The sequence below is a fragment of the Alcaligenes sp. SMD-FA genome (genome assembly GCF_025960365.1).
GTDB lineage: Bacteria > Pseudomonadota > Gammaproteobacteria > Burkholderiales > Burkholderiaceae_B > Alcaligenes > Alcaligenes aquatilis.
Genome location: NZ_CP110108.1, coordinates 1,433,300 through 1,456,335, shown reverse-complemented (window position 1 = coordinate 1,456,335; position 23,036 = coordinate 1,433,300). Strand labels below are relative to the sequence as shown.

The 23,036-nt window shown below is 57.7% G+C and carries 21 protein-coding genes; 7 read left to right on the top strand and 14 right to left on the bottom strand.

Features of this window, described 5'->3' with window-relative positions; genetic code table 11:
* Nucleotides 1-63 precede the first annotated feature (63 nt).
* The 6 genes from OKX01_RS06675 to OKX01_RS06650 form a co-directional block, all read right to left on the bottom strand.
* Entirely contained in the window at nt 64-1,656 is a 1,593-nt protein-coding gene (locus tag OKX01_RS06675) for a phytoene desaturase family protein (protein WP_264672655.1), read from the bottom strand.
* Between the two features lie 104 nt (nt 1,657-1,760).
* Nucleotides 1,761-2,588, bottom strand: coding sequence for an SDR family oxidoreductase (locus OKX01_RS06670; protein WP_264672654.1), 828 nt, complete (start codon nt 2,586-2,588; stop codon nt 1,761-1,763).
* A 9-nt stretch (nt 2,589-2,597) separates the two neighbouring features.
* On the bottom strand, nt 2,598-3,206 hold the full coding sequence (locus tag OKX01_RS06665; protein WP_264672653.1) for a cysteine hydrolase family protein: 609 nt from the start codon (nt 3,204-3,206) through the stop codon (nt 2,598-2,600).
* The gene (locus tag OKX01_RS06660) at nt 3,206-3,742 is read right to left on the bottom strand and encodes an aromatic-ring-hydroxylating dioxygenase subunit beta (RefSeq protein ID WP_035268326.1); all 537 of its coding nucleotides are present in this window, start codon (nt 3,740-3,742) and stop codon (nt 3,206-3,208) included. The genes OKX01_RS06665 and OKX01_RS06660 overlap by 1 nt, the downstream gene beginning before the upstream one ends.
* 32 nt (nt 3,743-3,774) lie before the next feature.
* A complete protein-coding gene (locus OKX01_RS06655; protein ID WP_094196230.1) occupies nt 3,775-5,166 on the bottom strand; it encodes an aromatic ring-hydroxylating dioxygenase subunit alpha in 1,392 nt (463 codons plus the stop codon).
* A 38-nt stretch (nt 5,167-5,204) separates the two neighbouring features.
* Entirely contained in the window at nt 5,205-6,386 is a 1,182-nt protein-coding gene (locus tag OKX01_RS06650) for an ABC transporter substrate-binding protein (RefSeq protein WP_094196229.1), read from the bottom strand.
* A 305-nt stretch (nt 6,387-6,691) separates the two neighbouring features.
* On the opposite strand from OKX01_RS06650, the gene OKX01_RS06645 reads away from it, so the two are divergent.
* On the top strand, nt 6,692-7,678 hold the full coding sequence (locus tag OKX01_RS06645) for a helix-turn-helix domain-containing protein (protein WP_094196228.1): 987 nt from the start codon (nt 6,692-6,694) through the stop codon (nt 7,676-7,678).
* Here the strand turns inward: OKX01_RS06645 and OKX01_RS06640 are convergent.
* Both OKX01_RS06640 and OKX01_RS06635 read right to left on the bottom strand, forming a co-directional pair.
* Nucleotides 7,675-8,835 carry a 2-methylaconitate cis-trans isomerase PrpF family protein gene (locus tag OKX01_RS06640; protein WP_264672652.1) on the bottom strand — a complete coding sequence of 387 codons (1,161 nt, stop codon included), beginning with the start codon at nt 8,833-8,835 and terminating at the stop codon, nt 7,675-7,677. The two genes, OKX01_RS06645 and OKX01_RS06640, sit on opposite strands and share 4 nt — an antisense overlap.
* A 4-nt stretch (nt 8,836-8,839) precedes the next feature.
* Complete coding sequence (locus OKX01_RS06635) at nt 8,840-9,847, bottom strand: GntR family transcriptional regulator (RefSeq protein ID WP_094196226.1); 1,008 nt, start codon at nt 9,845-9,847, stop codon at nt 8,840-8,842.
* Nucleotides 9,848-10,081: 234 nt separating this feature from the next.
* Between OKX01_RS06635 and acnA the strand changes: the two genes are divergently transcribed.
* Nucleotides 10,082-12,736 (top strand): aconitate hydratase AcnA, encoded by a 2,655-nt coding sequence (acnA, locus tag OKX01_RS06630; RefSeq protein WP_108727245.1) that lies wholly within the window; start codon nt 10,082-10,084, stop codon nt 12,734-12,736.
* A gap of 38 nt (nt 12,737-12,774) precedes the next feature.
* Here acnA and OKX01_RS06625 read toward each other — a convergent pair whose 3' ends face one another.
* From OKX01_RS06625 to OKX01_RS06615, 3 genes are all read right to left on the bottom strand, one after another.
* Nucleotides 12,775-13,305: a CinA family protein gene (locus tag OKX01_RS06625; protein WP_094196224.1), complete on the bottom strand. Its 531-nt coding sequence runs from the start codon at nt 13,303-13,305 to the stop codon at nt 12,775-12,777.
* A 124-nt stretch (nt 13,306-13,429) separates the two neighbouring features.
* The gene (locus tag OKX01_RS06620) at nt 13,430-13,894 is read right to left on the bottom strand and encodes a MarR family winged helix-turn-helix transcriptional regulator (RefSeq protein WP_094196223.1); all 465 of its coding nucleotides are present in this window, start codon (nt 13,892-13,894) and stop codon (nt 13,430-13,432) included.
* On the bottom strand, nt 13,894-15,813 hold the full coding sequence (locus tag OKX01_RS06615; RefSeq protein ID WP_094196222.1) for an FUSC family protein: 1,920 nt from the start codon (nt 15,811-15,813) through the stop codon (nt 13,894-13,896). The genes OKX01_RS06620 and OKX01_RS06615 overlap by 1 nt, the downstream gene beginning before the upstream one ends.
* A 264-nt stretch (nt 15,814-16,077) precedes the next feature.
* On the opposite strand from OKX01_RS06615, the gene OKX01_RS06610 reads away from it, so the two are divergent.
* Nucleotides 16,078-17,784, top strand: coding sequence for an FMN-binding glutamate synthase family protein (locus tag OKX01_RS06610; protein ID WP_230018655.1), 1,707 nt, complete (start codon nt 16,078-16,080; stop codon nt 17,782-17,784).
* A 22-nt stretch (nt 17,785-17,806) separates the two neighbouring features.
* Here the strand turns inward: OKX01_RS06610 and OKX01_RS06605 are convergent, their stop codons facing one another.
* A complete protein-coding gene (locus OKX01_RS06605) occupies nt 17,807-17,971 on the bottom strand; it encodes a hypothetical protein (protein ID WP_159063903.1) in 165 nt (54 codons plus the stop codon).
* A 160-nt stretch (nt 17,972-18,131) separates the two neighbouring features.
* Here OKX01_RS06605 and OKX01_RS06600 point away from each other — a divergent pair, with 160 nt between their 5' ends.
* The 4 genes from OKX01_RS06600 (at nt 18,132) to OKX01_RS06585 (ending at nt 20,538) form a co-directional block, all read left to right on the top strand.
* Nucleotides 18,132-18,467, top strand: coding sequence for a hypothetical protein (locus tag OKX01_RS06600; RefSeq protein WP_108727243.1), 336 nt, complete (start codon nt 18,132-18,134; stop codon nt 18,465-18,467).
* Nucleotides 18,468-18,523: 56 nt separating this feature from the next.
* On the top strand, nt 18,524-19,141 hold the full coding sequence (locus tag OKX01_RS06595; RefSeq protein ID WP_094196219.1) for an SCO family protein: 618 nt from the start codon (nt 18,524-18,526) through the stop codon (nt 19,139-19,141).
* A 20-nt stretch (nt 19,142-19,161) separates the two neighbouring features.
* Nucleotides 19,162-19,641: a copper chaperone PCu(A)C gene (locus OKX01_RS06590; protein WP_264672651.1), complete on the top strand. Its 480-nt coding sequence runs from the start codon at nt 19,162-19,164 to the stop codon at nt 19,639-19,641.
* A 327-nt stretch (nt 19,642-19,968) separates the two neighbouring features.
* Entirely contained in the window at nt 19,969-20,538 is a 570-nt protein-coding gene (locus tag OKX01_RS06585) for an HdeD family acid-resistance protein (RefSeq protein ID WP_264672650.1), read from the top strand.
* Between the two features lie 254 nt (nt 20,539-20,792).
* On the opposite strand, the gene OKX01_RS06580 is transcribed toward OKX01_RS06585, so the two are convergent.
* On the bottom strand, nt 20,793-21,407 hold the full coding sequence (locus OKX01_RS06580) for an HAD-IB family hydrolase (RefSeq protein WP_108727241.1): 615 nt from the start codon (nt 21,405-21,407) through the stop codon (nt 20,793-20,795).
* Nucleotides 21,408-21,476: 69 nt separating this feature from the next.
* A complete protein-coding gene (locus OKX01_RS06575) occupies nt 21,477-22,856 on the bottom strand; it encodes an NCS2 family permease (RefSeq protein WP_249461819.1) in 1,380 nt (459 codons plus the stop codon).
* Nucleotides 22,857-23,036: the final 180 nt, after the last annotated feature.

Genomic DNA, 23,036 nt, shown 5'->3' with positions numbered 1-23,036 from the left:
AACAGGCCAGATAGACCGTCATGAGATCTGTCTGGCCTGTTTCTTTGTCCGAAACGAACTTCCCTATCGAATCTGCTCCGCCACCATGAATCCGGACGCCCCTGCCAAGCCTGGACCTGGGTGGGTGGAGGCACCGATGTGGTAGATGTTCTTGTACGGTGTGGCGTGGGAGCGAGCACCGTTACTGGCCGCAAAGGGACGCATCCAGAAGAACTGATCGGGGGAGCAAATACCCGAATACGGGTCGCCGCCCACCAGATTGCAGTTGATGGATTCCAGATCAGCGGGCGAGAGCACTTTCTGGCCCACGATCTGTTGACGCAAACCGGGCATGACGCCTTCCAGTTGGTCGATAATGCGCTCAGCCACGGCCTTGCTGACTTCTTCAGTCCATTTGCCGTCGGCAGGCACATCAATCTTGCCAGCCGCATCGCCACGCAGCTTGGACGGCATATCCTGCATCTGCATCCACAGTATCCATTTGCCTTCCGGCGCACGGCTGGGGTCCACTGCACATGGCTGGCCAATAGCCACAGTGAACTTGGCGGGGATCAAGCCATTATTGGCCTGGGCCACGCTCATGCTGACGTCCTCCAGGCTGTCGGACAAGTGCAGCAAAGGCACTTTCAGCAGTTCCGGATCGCTCCAGTTCGGCATGCTGTCCAGCGCCAGATGAATCTGCATGTCGCCACGGCCAAAGCGGTAGGCATTGGCTTGTTCGCGTACTTGAGCGGGAGCGTCCGGCAACAGACGACCATAAAGCTGTGGCGGCGTGACGTTGCACACCACATGACTGGCTTCGTAGAATTGGCCACCAGCGCGCACGCCACGGGCTTTTTGTCCTTCCAGCACAATTTCCTCCACTTCGGTATTCAATTGAATACGGCCGCCGGCCTTTTCAATCATGGCGCACAAGGCACGCACCAGATTCTGGCCGCCGCCCTTCACCACAGGCATACCGCCCGCGACTACGGCCGCAAAAGTCAGCTTGCCGATCAGGGCCGAGCAGGCATCATCCGGGCCCAGGCCCGAGTGCAGAACCCAGGGCGCCATCATGCCGCGCACACGGTCGTCTTTCAGTTCACGGTCGGCCCAGCGGTGGAAGGACTCCAGCGACTCGCGTCCGTACTGAACCATACCGTCCATGCGGCGTTTACGCCATTGCGAGAACAGCAGACCCAACAAGCCCCGGCTGTAGGGCTCCGTGCCCAGCAAACCAAAGGTCAGGCCCGCATCGCGCTCGAACAACTGACTGCACATGGCACCAAAGGCATCGCCATCGCCTGCTTGCAAAGCATTGATACGCTGAATCGAATCGCCCACATCCTGGCGCAAGGCCAGGCCCTTGCCATCGCTACCCACCACGCCGGTGGTGTAGCCGTTTTCCAGAAACTCCACGCCCTGGGCGGCCAGATCATCCTTTAGGCGGGCATACGCAGCACCAGAGGTGAACAAGGGGTACCAGGACGACAGCAATTCATGGGTAAAACCGGGAAACAACTCCTCGGTACGGATACACCCACCCGCACGGTCGTTACGTTCCAACACCAGGACTTGCTTGCCCTTTTGCGCCAGCAAAGCCGCACATACCAGGGAATTGATGCCACTGCCCACCACAATGACGGAATACGATTTTTTATTTGTTGAGTCTGTCATCCCACACCTTTTTTAAATTGCCCTGAACGGGGTCAGGGCTTGTGAACACGCAGCAAGAAACAGGTGTTCACAAGCCCTGGACCTCTTTTACCGCACTTTTCTATTTATGAGCCAGACGACTGCGCCCGCCAGCGTTCAAACCAGTGACGGGGCGACTTGCCCTGCTCGGGCCCGAGCACGGAAAAACCACCGTCAACGGGCAAATCAACCCCTGTCATCCAGGAAGCGGCGCCCGACACGGCAAACAACACCACTTGGGCAACTTCCTCACCGGAACCGACTCGGCCCAGAGGATGAACCTGCGCCCCCACCTGATTGGCCAGTTCACGCGAACCACCACTCATGCGTTCGACGGACGGCGACCAGGTCCAGGCAGGTGAAACCGTCAGCACGCGAATCCCCGAAGGAGCCAATTCCACGGCCAAACTTTTGGTGAACTGCAAGATGGCCGCCTTGGAAGCCGGATACAGCGCACGTCCGGCCACGCCGAATTTGCCACCTGTACTGCCCATATTGATGATGACTCCGCCCTGTCCCATATGCGGCGTGACTTTCTGGGCCAGAATCGCGCTGGAGATCAGATTCACATCCAGCGTCTGATGCCACAGCTCCCGGCTGGAAGCCAAGCCTTCATCCCCGTAAGAGCAGGCATTGTTCACCACAATGTCGATGCGGCCGGTTTGTGCCAGGGCGGCCTGCACGCAGGCATCCAGCTGGGCATCATCGCAAATATTGGCAGCCATGAACTGAGCCTTGCCCACAGCCTGCAGACGCGCCTCGGTACGCTGGCCTTCTTCCTGACTGCGACCCACGATCAGCACCCACGCACCGGCGGCACACAGAGCCAGGGCGATGTCCGCCCCCAGCCCTTGCGTGGACCCGGTCACGATGGCGACCTTACCTTGTAAATTCACCTTCATGTCCTGCTGCATGTGCTTCTCCTACTCTGCTTTTGGCGCGCCGAAAACCGTCGCCCAATCCTCATCCCGATCAATATGAGCAATCAGGCTCATGCTGGCCAGGGAAGCTTCATGGGTCGCAGGTGGTGCGCCGCAGGCGCTGGCCACCACCGCTACCTCATAGCCCATATCCACCGCATGGCGCACCGTGCTTTCCACCACGGAATGGGTGGCTACACCGGCTATCACCAGACGCTCCACACCCAAGCGACGTACGACCGGCTCCAGCGCAGAACCAAAAAAAGCGTTGATGCGCGTGTGATGGACTTCAAACTCGTTGGGCAAGGGAGCCAGCCCGTCAAAGAACTGGGCTCCCCAACTGCCGGTCTGCATGGCACCGATTCGTTTCACATTGTGCAGAATCGGCGCGTTGCACAGCAGATCGGCATAATCCGGCCGATAGCCCACCCGCACATGCACAATGGGCACGCCTTGTGCACGGGCCTGTGCCAGCAAACGGCCTGCGGCCTCGATCAGGGCCTGACGCTGAGGGCTGTTGGCCTCTACCCCTACACGGATCAGACCATCGGCGTGCAGGACGTCGTTCTGATAATGCAGAGCCAGCAAGGCCGTGTGATGGGCTGCCGACATTAGATGTATACCTGAATGGCGCCGTGAACCGCGTCACGGTCCACCAGGTTCACTTGCTTCATGCGCAGTTTCCAGCCACCACCTTCCTGGGCTTGCAGCTTGTGAATCAGACTACCCACACGGTAGACCGGATCTTTACCGCGCCACTCCATGGAGTGAAAGCTGGAACGCACCACCAGATAACCTTCCGGGTCGGTGCCGTCGATCATCACATTGCCCAGCACGCGGCAGGACTGGGTAATCGGCTGCTGGGACCAATTGCGGTGGTTCTCCAGACGACGAATACGCAGTTCACGCAGCAGCTTGTTTTCCCAGCATAGGGAAATGTGCTCGTACGGGCTTTCCTGATCGTAGCTGTGAGGAATCCAGTACATGCCTTCCTCGGTCCACAGATCCAGCCATGCTTGCCAGCGACGTTCGTCCAGTAGACGAGCTTCGTGATAGATGAACTGCTCTACTTCGCGAATGGCTTCCAGACTCAGATTCACAGGCGTGACCTGATCCACGCTGACGTCAAAATCAATATCAAACAACATAAGAATTCTCCTTGGCTCGGACAGCAGCCCGCTTAAGCCTGTGTTGCGGGGGCAATAGGCTCACCAGAGGCCGAGCGCACGGTGGCTTTACCACTGTCTTGCGACTGCGCAGGCGCATCATAAATAGTGGTGGTCATGAAGTGTTTCCAGGCGCGGAACTGGTTGCGCATGGGCAATTCACTGGTGCCGTTGGTGGCCACCATGCCGCCTTCGATAGGCTTATCGGTGCCGTCGTAGCGGTGCATACTGATCCATTCGCCGCCATGGGTCTTATTGCCTTCCTGGCAACGGCCATAGACTTCGATATCGTCCGGCATCACATTGGACGAGGGCGAGTTGATCAGATTGGCGTACATCAGGCCACGCTTGTAGATATCGTCCGGAGCGCCTTTCAGGCGGAACAACTGGATCTCCACGTGGGTGCGGTCCACCGCTACCGGACGAATCACACGGAACTGCTGGAACACAGTGTGTGGCGAGCCACTGCCGTAAATAATGCTGTTATGACGGTTCTCGCCCAGAATGTTCAGGGCTTTTTCTTCACCATAGGCTTCTTTCAGGGTTTCGTAGTGCGCCTTGGTGACCGGGTCGGTTTCGATGGCCCCTGGATTGAAAATACCTTCCATGTAGCCGTGGCCATTATCAAACGCGTACAGATCCAGCTTTTCCCAAAAACCGTAAGGCTCACCATTTCCGTCCATGATATGCAGTTCCAACGGCATGGAACCGTAATCCTCGGCCTGTTCGCGGGCAGCCACGTAGGACGACTCATGCGTGACATTCGCGTGCATGGTGTCGTGCAGGTTTTCGTAAAACACTTTCCAGTTGGAAGGCTGCCAGACCTTGAAGCTGCCACCGGCCACTTCCACTTCACCCACAGGCGAGCGATCGCACAGATTGTCGATGGAGGTGATGATGGGGCCTAAAAACTCTTTCAGATCCGGGCCGTGGGCGCTTTGACAGGCGAACACAAAGCCACGATAGCTTTCCACACGAGCCACACGGCGCATGGAGAAGTCCGGGTGCTTGGGATCAAAGCAGGTGTTTTCCAGGCCGTTTTTCATGGGCGCGGCCAGATGCTGGCCGTCCAGCTTGAAGGTCCAGGCGTGGTAAGGGCAGCGGAAGAACTTGCCGGCATTGCCACAGCCATCGGCCACCACTTTCGCGCCCTTATGTGGACAACGGTTGTACAGCACGTACACCTTCTTGTCGCTGCCGCGCACCATGATGACGTCCTGACCACCCAACAAAGTAGTGTGGTAGTCGCCCGGCTTAGGCACCTGGCTGTCGTGGCCGATGTAGATCCAGGCACGGCCATAAATGCGTTCCATCTCCAGACGGAAGATTTCAGGGTCGGTATAGACCGATTTATGTACGCTGTCTCCCCGCACCAATGCGGACAACTGTTCGTTGCTATAGCTCATCATTACCTCCTTGCTGCCGGATGCTTGACGCACCCTCTTTATGACTTTTCCATCTTGCACTGCGGTGCAAAATGATCCTGGAACTGCTCGAATACGGTGGACACAATCTTGTTGCTCATCTGGCCTTTGTCATTCGGGGCCACTTCGCGCATGTAGTAGGTCTGCACCGGATACTGGTTGTTGTTAAAGGCAAAAGCCCCGCGCACGGACTCGAACGGTGCGCTGCGCAAGGCTTTGCGCAAGGCCTCGCGGTCGGTGGCGGCCTTGGGATCAGACTTCAATGCGCCATCCAGCAACAAAGCAGCGTCATAGCCCTGGGAGGCATACATGGACGGCAGGCGACCGTAGGTCTTTTCAAACTCCGCCACAAAACGCTTGTTGGCGGGGTTATCCAAATCCGGCGACCATTGGGCGGCGTTGGCCATGCCCTTCATGGACTCGCCAATAGCACCAATCGTGTCCTGGTCAGCCGAGAAACCAGGGGTATATACGGCCATCTGCGTAGACAGACCCGAGTTGATCAACTGCTTGATAAAAGACACGCCCATACCGCCGGGCAGGAAGAAAAACACCGCATCCGCACCCGAAGCCCGCATCTGGGCCAATTCGGCGGCGTAATCCATCTGGCCAACCTTCACATAAACTTCGTCGGCAATCTCTCCCTTGAACAGGCGCTTGAAGCCTTCAATGGACTCACGTCCACCGGGATAATTGGGGGCGATCAAATAGACTTTCTTGTGCGCCTGATCGGTCACGTACTTGCCCATGGCGGCAGGGATATCCTCGTTCTGCCAGGACACGCTAAAGAAATTGGGGTTGCAATGCTCACCCGCATACTCAGCCGGGCCCGTGTTGGCGGAAATATAGACGGTGTCGCTGCCCATAATCGTGGGCATCACGGGCAGCAGCACGTTGGAAAAAGCAATGCCGGTAATGACATCGACCTTGTCGCGCTTGACCAGACGGTCCACTGCTTGACGGCCTTCCATCGGTTTTTGCTGATCGTCCAGCACCGCCAAGGTCACATCCACACCACCGAACTTGCCGCCCGAGTGGTTCAGGCCCAGCTCGAAACCATCACGGATTTCCTGGCCAATAGCCGCACCAGGGCCGGACAAGGTGGTCAATAGCCCCACCTTGAATACTTCCTGACTGGACGCCGGGCTACAGGCCAGGGCCAAGGCCAGCGTGCTCATACAAAACGCTACTTGTTTTTTCATGTTTGTCTCCGTCCTCTGTCTGTCAAAAAACTGGACTTCAGGTCTGCCTGGGATCACCCCCACTACGACGGAAGCTGTGTATCACTGACGCCTGTGGTTTGTGCGGCGCTTGTCCTGCAGGCCGCAGAGAACGGCCCCAAGGGACTACGTGAATACAGCAATTCCCAGTCGTATCCCAATCTGCTAAGGTGCCGGGACAGGATTACTGTTTTAGGTTTGAAATACATTAGACCAGCTCAGAACAGGCGGCTATCCAGATTCGGCAAGCCTTATCCCTAACCGGCAAAAATTTGGAGACACACATCATGCAAGCGTGGTTTATGTCAGGGCTGGCCCCCTTGCAACACAGTGCGCCGCGCTTTGAATCGCGCTGCCCGGACCAGACACGCAGCGAGACCGCCGGTTTTCTAACCGAACACCGTCTGACCTGGAATGACGGCCCAGTCGACGCGTCCCTGCGCTACGCCAGCAGCCACAGTTTTTCCTTTGTCTTGCTGAAATATGGCGCGGCGGTGCAGGTATCGCCCGGCATTCTGGAAGACTTTTTGCTGTTTCAAGTCCCCATACAGGGACGATCCTGTATTCGGGTTGGTCGGGAGTACGTCCAGGCCAACCCTAACATTGCCAGCGTGATCTCCCCTTCCCTCCAGGTTGAACTGGATTGGGAACAGGGCTGTGAGCAGTTTTTAGTGAAGATCCCACGCCACAGGCTGGAAGAAGTGGCCAGGCAGACCTTGGGCTTGAGCCTGGATCGGCCCATTGAGTTTGCGGCGGGCATGTCTCTGGACTCGCCACACGGCTGTGCCTGGCAGCACCAGATTGGCAGCTTGCTGGCCTATGGCGGGCATTTGCCGCCGGAAATGGATCAGTGGTCGCGTCAGGCCGAGGACAATCTTCTGCTGCATCTGTTCCATACCCAGCCGGGTAACTACAGCCAGCAATTGCAGCAAAGCGTGCGCCCGGCCAGTTCGCGCCGGGTACAAAGAGCCGAAGATTTCATGCGGGCCAGCCTGGACGAGGCCCTGACGCTAGAGCAAATCGCCACCGCTGCCTGTGCCAGTGTACGCAGCCTGACCTTGGCGTTCCGTACGGAACGGGGGCTAAGCCCCATGCAGTTCTTAAAGCAGATTCGTTTGGAAGCGGCCCAACAGGCCATCCGCCACGCGGTGCCGGGCACCCAGGTCAGCGAGATTGCCTTGCGCTGTGGGTTTAACCATTTTGGCCGCTTCTGTGCCGACTACAAGTCCCGCTTCGGGCGTTCGCCCTCGCAGGACTTGCGTATCGTGGATTAGTCCTTCAGGGCCTTGCCGGGAACCCAGACACGGCCATCAAACAGACGGCGCGCCGTACGGTAGAAGGAACCAGCCTTGGCATACCACTGGCCGTCTTTCTTTTCCACTTCCGCACCAACTGTCAGTACGCCAGAGGGCATGCCCAGACGCAGCGGGCCTTGCGGGGCAACCGAGTCGGACAGGCATTGCGAGGGCAGACTGCCCGTCAAACGAGCCGCCACAGCGGTACACAAGGAGATGGTCAGTGGCAAGGCGCGGTGCGGCTGGCCGTTGGAAATCACGCGGGCAACCAGATCAATCTCTTGGGCGGGAACCACGTCGCCGGACAAGGTGGGGTTGTCCTGGGCGGGCGACACGATGCAGACAAAGGGCACGATGCGAATCTGACGCGCAGCGTCCACATCCGGAGCAATACCCATGCGCACGGAGGCCTGTACACGAATCGCGTCCAGACGCTCCAGTACTTCAGGGTGGGCTTCCAGCCAGTCGGGCAATTCCAGACCGGTCAAACCTACATCGGCCGCACGGACAAACACCGCCGCGTTGGCCGCGTCCACCAGCGACACTTCGATACGGCCTACGCCGGGCACATCCAGCCATTCGGTCAATTCACCGCTAGGCAGCAAGGAACCGGTAGAGGCACCGCCTGGTTCTACAAAGTCCAGACGGATAGGCGAACCTGTGCCGCCTACGCCGGGAATGGACAGATCGCCGTCGTAACGGGGCTGACCCTCTTCCACCGTGAAATGGGCGTGGATGATCTTGTTGGTATTGGTATTGAGGATGCGCACACACGCGTCACCGTCCTGAACCTTGACCATGCCTTGCTCAACAGCGTATGGGCCAACTGCCGAGCTCATATTGCCGCAGTTGCCACGGTAATCCACCTTCTCTTCCTTGATCGCCACTTGCGCAAAGGTGTAGTCCACATCGGCATCCGGATGGCTGGACGGGCCGATAATACACACCTTGGACAGGGAGGAGACGCCGCCGCCCATACCGTCCAGTTGGCGACCGTAAGGGTCCGGCGTACCCATGGCGGCGGAAAACAGAGGCGTCCAGTCGTCGCGCTCGGCAGGCAGGTCTGCAATATTGAGCATCAAGGCTTTGCTGGTGCCACCACGCATGAACACGGCGGGAAGGGATTTTTGCTTCATCACGTTATTCCTGGTTCTTGGCTTGCGCCATTAAAGAAAATTGCGCCGTCTCCTGCATGGGTTCGGCGTGAGAGACAATCGGTTCACTAAAAGAGTCTGATCGGGTCGTGCGCTGCTGTTGTCGTTCCAGTTGCTGCACTTTTTCCTCGCTGGCATTGCCCAGATGGCGGGCCAGCAAGGCGGAGGCCTGGGCGCGTTCGCCCTTTTCCAGCAAGTCCAGAATCGCCAGATGCTCCAGACATTGACGACGAATACGTTCCCGATCCAGCGTTTCCTGATATTCCAGCAAGCGCCGCAACTGGTTTTGACGCGTCACCGTCTGGGCGATAAAGCGATTGCCGGACAAGGAGGCCAAAGCCTCATGGAAGGTGGCATTGGCCTGATACATCTCGGCATGCCCGGCGTGACGCCAGCCGCCGTCGGCCAAGGCTTGCTGTTGCAGCCGCACACGGCGCAAAACGGTGGAGTCAATGGCAAAACCGGGCAGCAACATGGCGGCGGGTTCCAGCATCTGACGCAAGGTATAGCTTTCTTCGCAGGCCTGGGGGCCGTCAATCATGGGCAGGAAAGACCAGCCTTTGCTGGCACGTTGCTCTATCCAGCCCTCATTAGCGGCACGAGCCAGAATACGGCGCACACGTTCGCGCGTCAGACCGTAACGGCGCATGGCGTCGTTTTCCGACAAGGTATCACCCCAGATGCCCGAGAGCTTGTCGCGGGCCAGTTGCAAGTAGATCTGGTCGTCCTGGCTGGTGCCCAGCTCTTCTTCGATCACACCGAGCTGGTCCGCCCCTTTCAACAGGTACAAGCCACGCCGAGGTGGCTGTGCGCCCACAATCCCTTTTTCCGCCAGATAGGCCAGCGCCCCGCGTATGGGCGAGCGCGAAGCACCCAGCGCCTCGGCCAGAGATTGTTCCGTCAAATGATGCCCGGCCTGCAAATGCCCGGCCCGCACGTAATCCAGCAGGCGATGCGCCAAAGTGACATGCAAAGAATTGGATTGGCTTTTCATGCCGACATTCCTAAAAATCGAAGCGATCCTGGATCGTTTTATTGTATTATATACAAACAAAATACAATTTAATTGTTTTACAAAGGCTCCAGACGCATAATTTTGTTGGGATTATTCTTGTCGAAAGCCCGCTGACATCGCGCGAGTCCACACGGATTCACACAGCGATGACGTAGTCAGAGGGCCCTCAGGTCGGCCCCCTCCAACCTTCTCATTACGGATGAATCGTTTGCCATGTCTCAGTCTCTTGCCCTAGAAACGCTGTCCCTGAACGGACGTTCCGTACGTTACGTTCCTATCGCCGACATACCCGGTATTGAAAAACTGCCGTATTCGCTGCGCGTTCTACTGGAAAACCTCTGTCGTCAAAAGGCCGTGCGTCACGCCGACGTGGATCAGGAGATTGATTCCCTGCTCCAGCGCAAGGTGGGCGACGGCATCACCTTCTACCCTGCCCGCGTATTTGGTCAGGACATTCTGGGTTTGGTGATGTTGCTGGATATGGCAGCTTTACGCGAAGGCGTTGAGGCCGCCGGTGGCGACGCCAGCCGCGTTCGGCCACAGGTGCCTATCGACGTCATTATTGACCACTCCCTGCAAGTGGACAGTTGGGCCAACCCCAAGGCAGCCGACATCAACCTGGCACGCGAATACCAACGTAATGGCGAGCGCTTTGCCTTCCTGCGCTGGTGTTCCAGCAACTTTGATGGCGTCAAAGTCGTGCCGCCCGGCAAAGGCATCATGCACCAATTGCACATCGAGCATATTGGCCAGGTTGTCTGGACCGAGGAAGGCAAGGACGTGGATCTGGTCTACCCAGATAGCTGTGTGGGCACCGACAGCCACACCCCTATGGTCAACGGCCTGGGCATTCTGGGCTGGGGTGTTGGGGGTATTGAAGCCGAAGCCGTGATGGTGGGTCTGCCCGTTGCCATCGCCCTGCCTGCCGTAGTGGGTATCGAGCTGACCGGCAAGATGAATGACGGCGTGCTACCTACCGACCTGGTGTTGGTCATTACCCAGAAACTGCGCGAACTGGGCGTGGTGGGCAAGTTTGTGGAGTTCTTTGGCCCCAGCGTGGACGAGCTGTCCCTGGGCGACCGCGGCATGATCGCCAATATGGCCCCTGAATACGGCGCCACCGCCGTATTCTTCCCGATTGACGACGCTGCCCTGCACTACATGCACATGACGGGCCGTCCGCAAGAACAGATTGATCTGGTTGAGCAATACAGCAAGGTTCAAAAGCTGTGGCGCGATCCGGCTGCTCCCGCTCCTGTTTACGACACCGTACTGAAACTGGATCTGAGCAGCATCAAACCCAGTCTGGCTGGCCCCAGCAATCCCGAAGATCACCTGGATCTGGATACTGCGGCCCAGTCCTTCCCCGCCCATCACCAGAAAATTGCTGGCCGTCCTTACGACCCGCAACGTGCGGTGCCCGTGGAAGGCGAGGACTTTGTTCTGAATGATGGCGATGTGGTCATTGCCGCTATTACCTCCTGTACCAATACGGCCAACCCCGCCAATATGATGGCCGCCGGTTTGCTGGCCCGTAACGCCGTGGCTCGTGGTCTGCGCAGCAAGCCTTGGGTCAAGACTTCGCTGGTGCCCGGTAGCCAGGTCACTGCCGACGTGCTGGAACGCGCCCAACTGCAAGATGACCTGGATGTGCTGGGCTTTAACATTGCTGGTTTTGGCTGCACCACGTGTAACGGTGGTTCGGGCCCGCTGCCTGCCAATATCGTCAACGCAATTGAGTCGGAAAAGCTGATCGCCACCGCCGTGCTGTCGGGCAACCGCAACTTTGAAGGCCGTATTCACGCCAACGTGCGTGCTGCTTACCTGGCATCGCCCGCTCTGGTCGTAGCCTACGCCCTGGCTGGCAACCTGAATGTAGACCTGACCCGCGACCCGCTGGGCAAAGATCAGGACGGTAAAGACGTCTACCTAAGCGACATCTGGCCCAAATCGGCCGAAGTGCAAGAAGCTATCCACGGCGCTTACGACCGCGACCTGTTCATCGAACGCTATGCCGAGCTGTACGACGGCGGCGAACCTTGGGACGCCCTGGCCCGCGAAAGCAATGGCGGCCACTACCCATGGGAAGCCGACAGTACCTACATCCGCAAACCGCCTTACTTTGACGGCCTGCAACGCGAGCCCGCCCCCGTGGCCAACCTGCGCGGCATGCGTCCGCTGGCGATTTTGGGTGACTCCATCACCACCGACCACATCTCGCCATCAGGTTCGATCAGCCTGGGTACGCCTGCCGCTGACTTCCTGCTGTCCAAGGGGGTGGAGCAAAAAGACTTCAACAACTACACCACGCGTCGTGCCAACCACGAAGTGGTCAAACGTGCGACCTTCGCCAACATCCGTCTGCGCAACAAGATTGTTCCCGGCGTGGAAGGCGGTGTCACCAAGGTGATGCCTGAAGGCGAAGTGATGCGTATTTTTGAAGCGGCCCAGGCCTATCAAGAGCGTCAGGTTCCCCTGCTGGTGATTGCCGGCAAGAACTACGGTTGCGGCTCCTCGCGCGACTCCGCCGCCAAGGGCCCCGCTTTGCTGGGTGTGAAGGCCGTGGTCGCAGAAGGCTTTGAGCGTATCCACCGCACCAACCTGGTCGGTATGGGTGTGCTGCCTCTGCAGTTCCAGGACGGCACCAATGCCGACACCCTGGGTCTGGATGGCACCGAAACCTTTGATGTGAAAGGCCTGGAAGAAAACCTGGGGGTACGTTCCCAAGCCGAACTGATCATCCACCGTCTGGATGGCAGCACCCAGTCCGTGCCGGTGATCGTGCGTCTGGATACGGTCGAGGACATGGAGTACTGGCGCCACGGCGGTATCCTGCCACGCGTCTGGCGCAAGTACCTAGAGAACTAAGCCTGTGCAGGCTTAGCTCATCCAGCTAGTTCGCCACATCAAACGCCAGGGGTCACACCCTGGCGTTCTTGTTTGGCCAGTCGCAACCAATGCTCGATGCGCAGCAAGGCGTGATGCGCACTTTGCTGACGGATTTCATCCCGCGTCCCATCAAACACAATGGTTTCGGTATAGACGACCAAAGGATCATATTTATCCTGCGGCTTGAACAGCCAGGCAAAACATTGCGTCCCGGCCGGAATCTGCGGCTCTGCAATATCGTCCGCCACCCCCGTATTGGCAATGATCACATTGGCCGGAGTCAATTCCGCCGCTCCTTTGGCCATAGCCCGTGCCACTGCTTCACTGCACAGATTGTTTTCTGCCAGCACCCGCTGATCGACGCCCAGGCATCGATACTTGGCCTGCGGCGAGTAAGTCACAAAAGCACAATCGAGTACGGTTGCCGCCCCCGCTTGGTCAGCCAGCGTGGACGCAATCAGACCTGCTGTGCAGGATTCTGCGGTTGCCAGCGTCAGCCGGGCCTCGGTCATGGTTTTAACCAAGCGAGCAAGATCTACATCGTTCATGGCATACCCTCCTTATTGCTGAAACAAGGACGGTTTATTCAACCATAAAGTAAAAAAGCAGGAAACCAGCTCCTGCTTTCTGCTCACCATCGGGAACATACGCTTACGCTGCCCAAAAACTTGATCAGTCCCCAAACAGGCTGGACATATCCGTTGCTTCCAGCCCCAGATTGCTAGCCAGTTGATCAAAGCAGCGCAAGGCCGCTTCTATATCCTCGTCCGGGATCCCTTCAAACAAGGGAGCACGAGATTGGCGCAGCAATTCCAGCAAACGTTTGTGAAAGTCGCGCCCTTTATCGGTCAGGCACAAAAGGCGTGCACGCTTGTCCTGCTCGTCGGGCAGGCGCGCCAGCAGGCCGCCAGACTCCAACTGATCGATCAGACGCACCAGCGTTGGTCCCTCCAGCCGCATCATGCGTGCCAGTTGCCCTTGCCGTATCGGTTCGCCCAACTGAGCCAGATAACGGATAGGCAAAATAGTGGCCTCGGACACACCGTAACGCACCAGGGTCTGATCCAATTCACGACGGTAAAGGCGCGCCAGCACAATCATGGACAAGCCGAACCGTTCATAAAGTTGGTGATTCATCAGGAGGTCTCCACAGCGCGCGGCATAGCATTAGGCGGGTAAGCATAAACCAAAACCGGTGTGGCCCCTTGCAGGGACTGGGCGACGTCCAGTATCGCCTGCGCTAAAACGGTATCGCTGCAAGATTGGCTGATGCGCTGCAATTGTTGGGCCAATTCCTGCGGCTGGTGCTCAAACCCTTCCAGCAGCTCACCTACCAGCGATACACACGCCTGCTGCTGCGCCCCGCGCTTGGCCAGGCGTTTGAGTTCAATCACGCCACGCCCCAAATTGATCAGTGACAACAGGCCCGGCGGAGTCTGCTCCCCCATCCAGTGCAATAACTGCACCCATTGCCGGGCCACTCGCCCACGCCATACACGAAACAAACGGGGGCGGGAACGACGTATCAAGGGATACAGCTCACGCACGACTCGCCGCACCAGCGCTTGGCCACGAGGATGCGTACGACGCGGCAAAAGGAAAAAAGCGCTGCACACCACCGCCGAACCCGCCAGCAAAGGCAGGGATTCTTTCAGGATGATGGGTCCAGTCACCGCTGCCATTCCCGCCTGGCTGGCCAACTGAAAACACATATTCGCATCCAGCGCCCAAGCCGATGTTGGACGATTTGCACGCAACAAACCGCCGATCACCACAAAGGGCAGTACCGAGGCAATCACCTGCCAGTCCGTCACCAAATGCCCCTGAAGCAGATAACGATACAAACTGGCCACCACCACACCCACAGTAATCCCGGTAAACATGGTGCGACTCATTAACTGCGGGCGCGGCATGGAGCCCAGAATGATGGAGAAGGTACACACCCCCATGGCCATCAATTCCAGCGCCGGGCTGGACAAGGCAAAGGCAATTGCCCCGGCACTAAAAGCCGCCAAGCCACTGATCAGTCCCGTGCGAGTTGCCAAGGGCCAATCTACAGAAATAGCGGGCGTGGTCAGAAAGCGGTGGCGACCACGTCGGGCGGGCGCCTGAGTGGCAAACAAACCTTCTTCTGCCCGTTGGATTTGCCCCATGGCACGGCGCAAACGGGCCAGGCTGATTTGCCCCTCCTGTCTGGCTGCCGTCTTTGCCAGCACCTTCAAAGGCTGACCGTCCTGCAGGCGTTGCGCCTGCTCCAGCAAGGACGATGCATAATCAGCGGCGAGGCACCGCCCTCTTTCTCTTTGACGCACAATCATTTCACTGGCAGCCAGCAACTCGATCACCGCATACAAAAACGCATCCACATAAGGCAAGCGGCGATACGCATCCCAGGAACCGGCCGCCAAAATACGGGCTTGGCCGTCCAGGTCCACCATCTCCTGGCGGATCCGGCTGAGCAAGGCCTGATCCGGCTGTGCATAAGACGGCCCCAAGGCGTGCGCCGCCAAACGCAAGGCATCGGCTGCCAAAACCCGCACACGCTGGTAATACGTCTTGCGCTGACTACGCGGTGTCGTCCGGGAACACAACAAGGTTGTCACCAGCACCCCGATCAAGGTGCACTCCACCCGCGACAAGGCCAAGTCCAGCGACGTATCCGGTGCCAGCACAGACGGCAAGACCACCACACCAATGGTGATGCCTGCCAACATGGGCAAGTAGGACAAAGCACCCCGCAACACGTGGGTCAAAGCCGACGCCACGCCCACCACCAGCGCCATACCCAACAATTGCAAATAGGCGTTGGGCAAATGTAAAAACGCCAAGCCCAGCCCTGCTCCTATCAAGGTTCCCAAGATTCGCCACAAGGCCCGCTCATACACCAGGCCCCGATAGGCTTGGGACAAGACCCACACCGGCATGGCAGCCCAAAAGGGGTTATCAACGGACAACAAAACAGCAATCGCAAAAGACAGCCAGGCAGCCATGGCCATATTCAGGCCATGCAAGAGCGCAGGCCGATCCAACTGCATCCAGGGAGAAAAGGCAAACATAAGAAAAGGGAAACTGAACAGTCGCTAAAGCATGATTATATAGATAGCTTACCTACCTATTCAATTAACACCCGCCTTTAAGGGCTAAACACCCCGCGCCTGACCCCTATTTATCAGCCACCTCATTGTTCATTGTCAGTTTTCATAAACTATCGCTCTCCAGACATGGTCAAACCGTACGGGACCGTTCTATGATGTTGGCATCCTGATAGGCGGGTACCCGAAATCCTGCCCTATCACCCCGTTTTCTTGGCAGGAGTCATTATGCAAAAGTGGCTGACACGCTACACCGCCTTCTACATCATCATTGGCCTGACCGCCTTGTTCTTGCTGCTTTCCTTGTTCAAAAGCGCAAGCTGGCTATGGCTGGCGATCCCAGGGCTGGCCCTGTGTATTCAGGGCTTGGTGGACATCACGCAAACTCGTCACGCCATTCGTCGCAACTATCCGGTTATTGGCAATCTGCGCTTCATTTTTGAAGCCATTCGCCCAGAAATTCGCCAGTACTTTCTGGAGGGCGATGAGCAGCAACTGCCCTTCTCACGTGCGGACCGCTCCCTGGTGTACCAGCGAGCCAAACAGCAAATTGACAAGCAGCCTTTTGGTACCCACCAGGAGGTCTATAACAATGGATATGAGTGGATGAACCACTCCATGACGCCCAAACACATCAAGGACGCGCAGTTCCGTATTGATGTCGGCGGACCGGACTGTACCCAGCCTTACTCGCTGTCGGTGCTGAATATTTCAGCCATGAGTTTTGGGGCGCTGTCAGCCAATGCCATCCTGGCCCTGAACAAAGGCGCCAAGATGGGCAATTTTGCGCATGACACGGGCGAAGGCGGCATCAGTACCTATCACCTGCGCCACGGTGGCGACCTGATCTGGAATATTGGTTCGGGCTATTTTGGGTGCCGGGATGAACAAGGCAACTTCTCGCCCGAACGCTTTGCCGAGCGCGCCACCCAGGATCACGTCAAGATGATTGAAATCAAGCTGTCGCAGGGAGCCAAACCCGGCCACGGCGGCATCTTGCCCGGCACCAAGGTCTCACCGGAGATTGCCCTGGCGCGCGGTGTACCCGAGGGCGTGGATTGTAATTCGCCAGCCAGCCATAGCGCCTTTCACTCCCCCGTCGAATTGCTGGAGTTCGTCGCCAAGCTGCGTACTTTGTCCGGCGGCAAGCCCGTAGGCTTCAAACTCTGTATCGGGCACCCCTGGGAATGGTTTGCCATTGCCAAAGCGATGCTGAAAACAGGCATTACACCGGACTTTATTGTGGTCGATGGTGCTGAAGGGGGTACCGGTGCCTCCCCCGTGGAGTTCATTGACCACGTTGGTACTCCCTTGCGCGAGGCTCTGCGTCTGGTCCACAACACCTTGGTCGGTATTGGCCTGCGCGAGCAAATCCGCCTGGGCGCCTCGGGCAAGATCATCAGTGCCTTTGATATGGCCCGCATCATGGCCTTGGGCGCAGATTGGTGCAATAGCGCACGCGGCTTCATGTTTGCCGTGGGCTGCATTCAGGCCCAGGCCTGTCATACCGACAAATGTCCAACCGGCGTGGCAACGCAAGACCCGCAACGTCAAAAGGCCCTGGTGGTGGATGACAAGTCCTTGCGCGTGGCCAGCTTTCACGGCAATACCCTCAAAGCGCTGGCTGAATTGCTGGGTGCGGCAGGCCTGGAACATCCGAACCAGCTACGCCCTCACCATATCGCCCGTCGTATCAGCAACGGCGAAGTGCGTGTGATGTCGGCTCTGTTCCCGGATCTGAAAAAAGGCGAACTGCTGCGCGGCCACTACCGTCAAACGATTTTCCGCGTAGGCTGGCCCATGGCCAATCCCGACTCCTTCGAACCGGCCTACAGCCTGAGCAAAGCCTTGTCCTACTTGAATGATGAGGCTGACCCCGAGGACACAATCAAAAAACAGGATGCCGCCGACAGCGCCGGCCAAACCCTGGTCTGAACGCGGTATGGCGGCTGTTTCCCTAGCGAGACTGCCGCTGCATCCCTACCCCTGCATCGACTTCCCCGTAGACTTGAACACCGGAAGGCCGACTCCAGCTGCTGTCGGCTGAACGGTCCGGTGTTGAACACGCTGCCAGTCCCAAGACCATGACCAAGGCGCTCAGCACCCCATAAATCTGTCGCATATCAAGCTCCTTGATGATAGGCGTCTACTGTGCCACAGAATTTGGGCAAACAAATTTCCATCTGTACTAGAATGCTCTGATCATGGTCAGGCACTGCGCACTCCCCCTCTCAGGTACTCGCCGCCAGTTTTTACTGGTATTGGCGATATGCGCCCTGCTCTTGCGTGGCCTGATTCCCAATGGCTATATGCCCAGTGCCGACCCCGCCAATGCAGCCGCCCTCAGTTTATGCGTACAGGGCGACCCTTTCCTGGCGCAATGGAGCGGTCAATTCTCCGGACCGGAACACGACGAGCAGCACACGCTGCATGCCGCCTGTTTATTTGCTCAGGCCCAAGCACAAAAAGCCCTGAATGATACGCCCAGCCCCGCCTGGGATCTGGCACAAACACCACGACATACCTGGGACACTGCCCAACAGGCGGCGGCTCCCGTTCTTCCCCTAACGGGCCCGCCCCTGAGTGCGCGCGGACCTCCCGCTACGTCCGTTTCCTGACTAGCCCTGGCTGCCCGGCGCAGCCACTCCATGTTGTCAATTAGCGGGATATTTCTATGAACGCCTCCTTCTCACGCCGCCAGCTCTTGCTTGCCATGCTGGCCACTCCTTTGGTCCTGAGCGCCTGCGGCGACAAAGCCCCCAAGCAGCCTGCCTTTCGCAATCTGGAAGGTGTGGATATGAGCAGTGCCGACTTTGCCAAGGATTTCAGCTTGCTCGATACCGAAGGCCAACGTCGCACCATGGCCGACTATCGCGGCAAGATCGTACTGATCTTCTTTGGTTTTACCCAATGTCCCGACGTCTGCCCGACCGCACTGACCCGGGCCGTCGACATCAAGGAGCAGTTGGGCGAGGATGGCGACAAGCTGCAAGTCTTGTTTATCTCCATTGACCCGGAGCGCGACACGCCCGAATTGCTGCGTGCCTACATGCAGGCTTTTGACCCCAGTTTTGTGGCTTTGCGCCCCACCGAAGAGGAGCTGGCCAAAACCGCCAGCGACTTCAAAGTTTTTTACCAAAAGGTTCCTACCGGCTCCAGCTACACCATGGACCACAGTGCCTTGACCTATGTGTATGACACACAAGGCAAGTTGCAGATCGCCCTGCGTCATACGCAAACGGCTGAAGAAGCCGTGGCTGATATCGGCCAGGTACTGGCTTTGAGCAAATGAACCCCAACAGGATTACCAACATGAAACGTACTATTGCTTCCTCGCTTTTCTCCCTGGCCGCTTTGATAAGCCTGCCTACCCTGGCCCAGGCCGAAGTCACCGTGACCGATCCCTGGGTTCGCGCCACGGTTCCCGGCCAGCAAGCCACTGGCGCCTTCATGGTGCTGCAATCGACTGACAACGCCCAGTTGGTGGGTGCCAGCAGCAGCTTGAGCAAACAAGTGGAAGTGCATGAAATGGCCATGGAAAACGACGTTATGCGTATGCGTCAGGTCGAGAAAATCGACCTGCCCACCGGCAAAGCTGTCGAACTCAAGCCTGGCGGTTACCACATCATGCTGCTGGGTCTGGACAAGCAGGTTCAAGAAGGCAGCTCGGTGGATCTCACCTTGCAAATCCAGAATGCCGCTGGCCAGAAGGAGGAGCTGAAAATCAACGCCCCGGTCCGTGCCTTGAACACCAAAGCCAACCAGGGCCACAAGGGTGCACACGGCCACTAAGCCACCTGCCTGCAGTCCTGAACACGAGCTACCTTAGCTGTTTGAAGGGCTTTGTTTCAGACTTGCGGGTTTTCCATAATTGGCGGGTTTTGATTCGCTGACGTACAGTGAAATCACTGACATAGTGTCAGTAAGCTGTCTGAAACACAGCTTCCCAAAACTGCCATCATGGTAGTTCACCGCCGCCAGAGCGGCATATAGGCCCTACCGCAACGGTAGGGCCTTCGTGTTTCTGGAGCCGTCTCATTGCGTATCACTAGGCCCCTGCCCAGGTCTGGAGTACAGTTAAAACCGTAGCGTCGGTTTAACCTTGCAAGGAGTACCTAGATGGCTCTAAGTCCACATGACAACAATCGCTCTGAGTTGCTACGTCAACTGCCCTTGAAACCAGGATGGTTCATTGGTCTGGGCATTGCCCTGATTATTTTGGGTCTGATCGCCTTGATCTACGTGGTTGGCGCCACCGTTGCCAGCGTGGTGTATGTCGGTATCCTGATGAGCATAGGCGGCGTGCTGCATCTGGCTCATGCCTGGAGCGCCAAAGGCTGGCGCGGCTTTCTGTTCTGGAGCCTGAGCGGCATTTTGTACTTGTTCGCCGGTCTGATTGCCATTAGCAATCCTCTGGTGGGTGCTACCGTCCTGACCCTGGTTTTTGGCGCATTCCTGATCGCCTCCGGCGCGTTCCGACTCTGGATCTGGTTCCAGAACCGGGCCCAGGCAGGCGGCGGCTGGATGGCCTTTTCCGGCCTGATTACGCTGGCAGCCGGTTTGATCATTGCGGCAGGCTGGCCTGGCAATAGTGTCTGGATTCTGGGCTTGATCCTGGGTATTGATTTGCTGACCCAAGGTTGGGCTAGCCTCTTGCTTGGCATGGCGATCAAACGCAGCAACACGTAATCTGACAGCAACACTCAAAGGCAAGTTTGCTTGCTGTTTTGATCGCCTTGTTAGCACTGCGCAATACATAACAACTCACAAAACAATGCCCGATCACAGCCTCAGTCTGGTCGGGCATTATTTTCACATAAAGGTAGGAAAGCCCTTGCAGCTAGAACCCTGTTTGCTGTTTCTCATCCGCAAAACATCGGCTGCCAAATTGGCCAACGCTAATAAACTCGAAGCACAACTCTCTGACCCAACGTCCAGCGCAATTATTGGCTCTCCAATTCCGGCAAAGCTGCATCTCGTCCTCGCAGCCAAGGCTGACGCGTATGCGCCAGCATCTGCGCATCGCCAGGGCTATCGCCATACGCCATATCCAGTGCGACTGGTTTATCCCCCAGCCAGGCCTGAAGACGATTTACTTTTTCCTGCCCCCAACAATTAGCACTGGCCATTCCCACACAGCCTTTTTGCTCATCGAAGGCCAGCTCTGTTGCCAGCACCTGCACCATGCCCTGAGCCTTAGCCCAGGCTTGCAAATAAATAGACGGCGAGGCACTGACCAGCAGCACAGTATCGCCCCGTTCTCGGTGAGCACGGATTCGTTCCATCATTTCAGGACGGACAATCTGTGGCACATAGTCCCGCACATACGTGTCGGCCAAAGCCTGAACCTGCTCCCGGTTCAATCCACCCAAGGCACTACGCAAAAAACGATGCTTGATCGCCTGACGACGCTGCGGGCCGCGATCCCACACCAACACGCGGGGCACGCAGGCTAGATAAGCACGAATACAGACCGGCCAGCCCCGCATGCGGCGTATAAAGTCCTGCAAGCTGTCCCGATCTGTAATCGTGCCATCAAAATCAAATGCGACCAGCACAGATACCCCTTTGGTGTTTGGAAAACAGGCTAGTGTAAAGGGGAACCCCCGCCCTTCCCAAGTCCGACCTTATAAAGCCCAGCCACCCAGGTAGAAAACGGCCAACGCCAGTGCAATCAGAACCGTGCCTACATTCAAGCGGCGCAGCTCGCCGGAGAACAGGCGGCCCAGCACCAAGGTACAAAAACCCAGCATGATGCCCGTGACAATATTGACGGTCAGCACGATAAACACGGCACACACCAAACCGGCCATGGTATCGACCGTATCGTCGGTATTGAGATGACGCACGCCCCCCAGCATCAACAAGCCCACGTACATCAAGGCTGGCGCCGTTGCGTAGGAAGGAACCAGACCGGCCAAAGGCGACAGGAAGATCAGCATCAGAAAACCCAGGCCCACCACCACGGCCGTCAGACCGGTACGGCCACCTGCTGCCGTCCCCGCTGCGGACTCAATATAAGCGGCAGCAGGCGACGCCCCCAGACTGGCCGACACCAAAGAACTTAGCGAGTCTGTCGTCAAGGCGCGGCTGCCGTTGATGATTTGGCCGTCCTTGTCCAACTGCCCGGCATTGCCTGCCACCGCCCGGATCGTGCCAGTGGCATCAAACACCGCCGTCATCACCAAGGCCAGAACGCTGGGCAGAACCACGGCATTTAACGCCCCGCCTATATCCATCGCACCGATCAAGGAGTGCTCGCCCAGCAGGCTAGGCATGGCAAACAAGCCGGTAAAGCGCACATTGGGATCGAAAATCAGACCCACCGCCGACAGCCCCAGAATCACCAGCAAAATGCCGCCTGTCACACGACGGCGCTCCAGGCCAAAGATCGCGGCCAGACCCAACACGCTCAGCCATACCGGCATGGACGTAACATCCCCCAAGGCAAGCGGCAAACCTGCACCGGTATTACGCGTGACCAAGCCCACTTCATTGGACGCGATCATCAGCAGGAACAGGCCAATCCCGATACCCGTGCCATGCGCGATACCCAAGGGCAAATTGCGCAGGATCCAGGTGCGAATCCCGGTGGCGGAAATCAGGGTAAAGATCAGCCCCATCAGGAACACGGCCCCTAAGGCGACAGCCGGACTGAGTTGCTGGCCCAGCACCAGATCAAAGGCCAAAAATGCCGTCAAAGACAAGGCACAGCCCACGGCAATCGGCAGATTCGCCCACAGCCCCATCAGCAAAGAACCAAAGGCACTGGTCAGACACACGGCCACAAAAACCGACGAGGTATCAAAGCCCGCCTTGCCCAGCATGGACGGCACCACAAAGACGGAATACACCATTGCCAGAAACGTGGTCAGCCCTGCCAGAACTTCCTGGCGCAAGGAGCTGCCGCGCTCTGTATAAGCAAAATGTTTTTGCAACCAACCACCCGCAAGTGGCGGGACCAGGGCCTGCTGCCCGGGTCGCAATGCGGATTCTTGCTCAGCCATACTTCATGCTCCTTTATCAGTATTGTGATGTCTGAAACGGTGCGTTGCCGTCATCAGGAATCAGTAATGGACAGTCCCAGCCCCAAGAAGGGCGAGAGGCTTCACACAAACTGAATCAAAGGAAGTACCGAGCAAAGACGAGTCCTGCCCTGCCCGCAACAAAATGCAGACATGGACGAG